The organism is Vibrio genomosp. F10 str. 9ZD137 (assembly GCF_049974785.1).
Taxonomy (GTDB): domain Bacteria; phylum Pseudomonadota; class Gammaproteobacteria; order Enterobacterales; family Vibrionaceae; genus Vibrio.
On sequence record NZ_JBNGCJ010000280.1, the window covers coordinates 1 to 4,649 of the forward strand.

The following is a 4,649-nucleotide window of genomic DNA, read 5'->3' on the forward strand; positions in this document are numbered from 1 at the left end:
GTGAACGGCAACCGCTGGCACGCCCCAAGCGTACGCGATACTTCGCCCAATGGTCGCGCCAACGAGTAATGCACCCACAAGCCCGGGTCCAGCAGTGTATGCGACTCCATCAATGTCTTTTGATGTTAAGTTCGCTTCTTTTAATGCGGCCTTAATTAATGGAATGGTTTTTTTGACGTGATCGCGAGATGCCAGCTCTGGTACCACACCACCGTAATCAGCGTGCAGTTTTACTTGGCTATAAAGCTTGTGAGCTAAGAGCCCTTTTTCATCATCATAAATCGCAATCCCCGTTTCATCACACGAGGTTTCAATACCAATAATGCGCATATTTTTCTCTGTATGCTTTTATCTATGGAGGGAATTTGCGGCAATCTTACCCTGCCTTGGCTTTGCAAACAAATTTTGTACAGACAATAATCGATAAAACGCTTTACAAAGCTAAGGTGATCGGATTAAAATTCCGCACCATTTTTGATCAAGCTGGTTAGCGACCAAACGTAAATGAGAGTTAGCTCGATGGGTAACTTCTCTGATTTGGCGATGAATGACCAGCGATAATGAATAACCCCTGAGGTGAAAGGCATATGCCAATAGTTAAAGTACGTGAAAACGAACCGTTCGACGTTGCACTACGTCGTTTCAAGCGCTCTTGTGAAAAAGCAGGTATTCTTTCTGAAGTGCGTCGTCGTGAGCATTACGAAAAACCTACTACAGTTCGCAAACGCGCTAAAGCAGCAGCTCAAAAGCGTCACGCTAAGAAGCTAGCTCGCGAAAACGCTCGTCGCGTTCGCCTGTACTAATAACTGAATCCCATAAGGAATCCAGTTATGGCTCTTATTGACCAACTCAAAGAAGAGCAGAAATTAGCGATGAAAGCCAAGGACAAATCGCGCCTTGGCACTATTCGTTTAGCCCTTTCAGCAATTAAGCAACGTGAAGTCGACGAGCGGATCACTCTGACCGACGATGACATTATTGCAATTCTGGTAAAAATGGTTAAACAACGTCGCGATTCTGTCGCTCAATTTGAATCGGCTAATCGTCAAGATTTGGCTGATACTGAGAAAGCTGAAATCACAGTGTTAGAGGCCTTCATGCCTCAACCGCTTACTGAAGATGAAGTTGTTGCATTAATTGTTAGTGCAATAGAAGAATCTGGTGCTGCGGGCATGCAAGACATGGGCAAGGTGATGGGCGTGTTAAAACCTCAGATTCAAGGGCGTGCAGAAATGGGTAAAGTCAGTGGTTTAGTTCGCGCTAAACTCGCTTAAACCCAAATCATATTGCAGCAAGCCGTGCTATCCTTTGGACGCACGGCTTGTTTGTATCTAATATAATCTTTTTTTCTTAGGTTTTATGGCAGGACACATCCCTAGAAGTTTTATCGATGACCTCCTTGCTCGACTTGATATTGTCGACATTGTCGATGCACGCGTGAAACTTAAGAAAAAAGGTAAGAACTACGGTGCTTGCTGTCCATTCCACAATGAAAAAACCCCCTCTTTTAGCGTAAGCCAGGAAAAACAGTTTTATCACTGCTTTGGCTGTGGTGCTCATGGCAACGCTATCGACTTCATGATGGAATACGAACGCTTAGAGTTCGTTGAAGCCATTGATGAACTTGCCTCTTTTTTAGGTTTAGACGTACCTAGAGAGCAAAGGAGTGGGAATGTCAGCAATCAGCCGACCGCCAACACCGAACAAAAACGTAATCTTTATGATTTGATGGGCAGTATTTCGCAGTTCTATCGTAGTCAATTAAAAAGCGCGAACAGTAAAGTCGCCATTGATTACCTAAAAGAACGCGGCTTATCCGGTGAGATTGTTCAAAAGTTTGGGATCGGTTATGTCGCCGATGAGTGGGATTCTGTCCGCAAGAATTTTGGTCAACAACGTAACGCTGAAGATATGCTCGTCACTGGCGGCATGTTAATTGAAAACGACAAGGGCAATAGGTACGATCGCTTTCGTGGTCGAGTCATGTTCCCGATTCATGATCGTCGTGGACGAGTCATCGGATTTGGTGGCCGAGTTTTAGGCGATGGTACGCCAAAGTATCTCAACTCACCTGAAACCCCTATATTCCATAAAGGCAAAGAGCTTTATGGGCTCTATGAAGTCATGCAAGCCTATCGAGAGCCACCACAAATCTTAGTGGTGGAAGGCTATATGGATGTCGTTGCCCTCGCACAATATGGAGTAGATTACTCTGTCGCTTCGCTAGGAACATCGACCACTGGCGATCACTTACAGGTGTTGTTCCGACAAACCAATACTGTTGTTTGTTGCTATGATGGTGACCGAGCTGGGCGTGAAGCCGCTTGGCGGGCTCTAGAAAATGCGCTGAGTTATCTCAAAAGTGGGCATACACTTAAGTTCCTATTCTTGCCCGATGGTGAAGATCCTGATAGCTTTATTCGTAAACATGGCAAAGAAGCTTTCGAAAAAGAGATTCAACAGGCGAGCCCCCTGTCTGACTATTTAATTGATAATTTGGTGAACACTCAAAATATTAACCTAGGCACCAGTGAAGGTAAGTCAACATTACGCACGCTTGCTAACAATTTGATAGATAAAATCCCGGATGCCAGCTTACAAAAAGAGTTGGATGAAAAACTGGATAAACTGACTGGCTTTATGGGCCAAGGAAAGCGTCGACAAGCAAACACAAAAGAAACGCGACCTCAACCGCATAAAGAGATCAAGCGCACGCCAATGCGAGAAGTTATCGCTTTGCTTATTCAAAATCCGAGCTATGCTGATATGGTACCCGATCTCTCCTCAGTGAGAGAAATATCACTACCTGGGTTAACTTTATTGGTAGAAGTCCTTGAATACTGTCGAGCGCATCCCCATATCAACACGGGCCAATTGTTAGAACAATGGCGCAACAGTAAAAATGAGGCACTTCTGTCTCGTCTCGCCAGCTGGGAGATCCCGGCAAATGAAGACAATCAAGAAGACATATTTTTAGACTCACTGGACAAAATTTTAGCCCAGTGTGTTGAAAAACAAATTGAAAACCTACAAGCCAAAGCAAGAAGTATCGGTTTATCAGCCGACGAAAAAAGGGAGCTACTAGCGCTAATGCTAGATTTAAAAGCGTAACCCTATTGCCTTGGTTAGCAATGGAACAATTTGTTATTACTCGTGGTTTGCATTTCGCATACCAAATCCGTCACTAGATACGAAGTTGGATACCGTCTATGGATCAAAATCCGCAGTCACAGCTAAAACTACTTGTCATCAAAGGCAAGGAGCAAGGCTATCTGACGTACGCCGAAGTAAATGACCACCTGCCAGCAGAAATTGTAGATTCTGAACAGGTAGAAGATATCATTCAAATGATCAACGATATGGGCATTAAGGTAGTAGAAACTGCTCCTGATGCTGATGACCTTGCATTGAATGAAGACAACACTGTCACAGATGAAGATGCTGCCGAAGCTGCTGCTGCTGCGCTATCAAGCGTGGAAAGCGAAATTGGTCGTACAACCGATCCTGTCCGCATGTACATGCGTGAAATGGGTACCGTTGAACTTCTGACTCGTGAAGGTGAAATTGATATCGCGAAACGCATTGAAGATGGTATTAACCAAGTTCAAAGCGCAGTTGCTGAATACCCAGGCACCATTCCTTACGTCCTAGAGCAATTTGATCGTGTTTTAGCTGAAGAACTTCGCTTAACAGACCTTATTAATGGTTTTGTTGACCCGAACGACGATGGAACAGCAGCGCCAACAGCAACTCATATCGGTTCTGAACTCACCAATACTGACCTTGCTGATGAAGATGGCGAGAAAAAAGAAGACGAAGAAGACGCTGAGGAAGAAGAAGAGGAAGATACAGGAATTGACCCTGAACTTGCTTTAGAAAAGTTCACCTCACTACGCAATACCTATCAGAATCTTCAACTCGCGATCAACGAACATGGCGCTGATAGCAGTAAAGCATCGAAAGCAACAGAGCTTCTTCAAGAAGTTTTTGCCGAATTCCGCTTAACGCCTAAACAATTTGATTACTTAGTTAATGAACTGCGCACCTCTATGGATCGCGTTCGTACTCAAGAACGTTTGATCATTCGTCAAACCGTTGAATACGGTAAAATGCCGAAGAAATCATTTGTTGCCCTCTTCACTGGTAATGAATCTTCTGATGCATGGCTAGACGAGGCACTCGCTTCTGATAAGCCATATGCCGAAAAAGTAAAACGTAGCGAAGAAGAGATTCGTCGTTCGATTCTAAAACTGTCGATCATCGAAAAAGAAACAAACCTAACGGTTCAAAGCATCAAAGACATTAGCCGACGTATGTCGATAGGTGAAGCGAAAGCTCGCCGAGCTAAGAAAGAGATGGTTGAAGCGAACTTACGTCTGGTAATCTCGATAGCTAAGAAGTATACAAACCGTGGTCTTCAATTCCTGGATCTTATCCAAGAGGGTAACATTGGTTTGATGAAAGCTGTTGATAAGTTTGAATACCGTCGTGGTTATAAATTCTCAACTTACGCAACTTGGTGGATTCGTCAGGCAATCACTCGTTCAATTGCTGACCAGGCTCGTACTATCCGTATTCCGGTTCACATGATCGAAACGATCAACAAACTGAACCGTATCTCTCGTCAAATGCTACAAGAGATGGGCCGT

At 44.2% G+C, this 4,649-nt stretch carries 4 protein-coding genes and 1 pseudogene; 4 read left to right on the forward strand and 1 reads right to left on the reverse strand.

The window, feature by feature from the left end; genetic code table 11:
- Positions 1-330 (reverse strand): annotated as a pseudogene (locus ACP45E_RS04790) (tRNA (adenosine(37)-N6)-threonylcarbamoyltransferase complex transferase subunit TsaD); the annotation flags it as partial.
- Positions 331-587: 257 nt separating this feature from the next.
- On the opposite strand from ACP45E_RS04790, the gene rpsU reads away from it, so the two are divergent.
- From rpsU to rpoD, 4 genes are all read left to right on the forward strand, one after another.
- Positions 588-803: a 30S ribosomal protein S21 gene (gene rpsU, locus ACP45E_RS04795; protein WP_004396009.1), complete on the forward strand. Its 216-nt coding sequence runs from the start codon at positions 588-590 to the stop codon at positions 801-803.
- 27 nt (positions 804-830) lie between these two features.
- Entirely contained in the window at positions 831-1,274 is a 444-nt protein-coding gene (locus ACP45E_RS04800) for a GatB/YqeY domain-containing protein (RefSeq protein WP_017035158.1), read from the forward strand.
- A gap of 85 nt (positions 1,275-1,359) precedes the next feature.
- Positions 1,360-3,111: a DNA primase gene (gene dnaG / locus ACP45E_RS04805; RefSeq protein ID WP_017035157.1), complete on the forward strand. Its 1,752-nt coding sequence runs from the start codon at positions 1,360-1,362 to the stop codon at positions 3,109-3,111.
- 98 nt (positions 3,112-3,209) lie between these two features.
- Positions 3,210-4,649: RNA polymerase sigma factor RpoD (rpoD, locus tag ACP45E_RS04810; protein ID WP_069584759.1), on the forward strand; the 1,440-nt coding region annotated here is incomplete at its 3' end.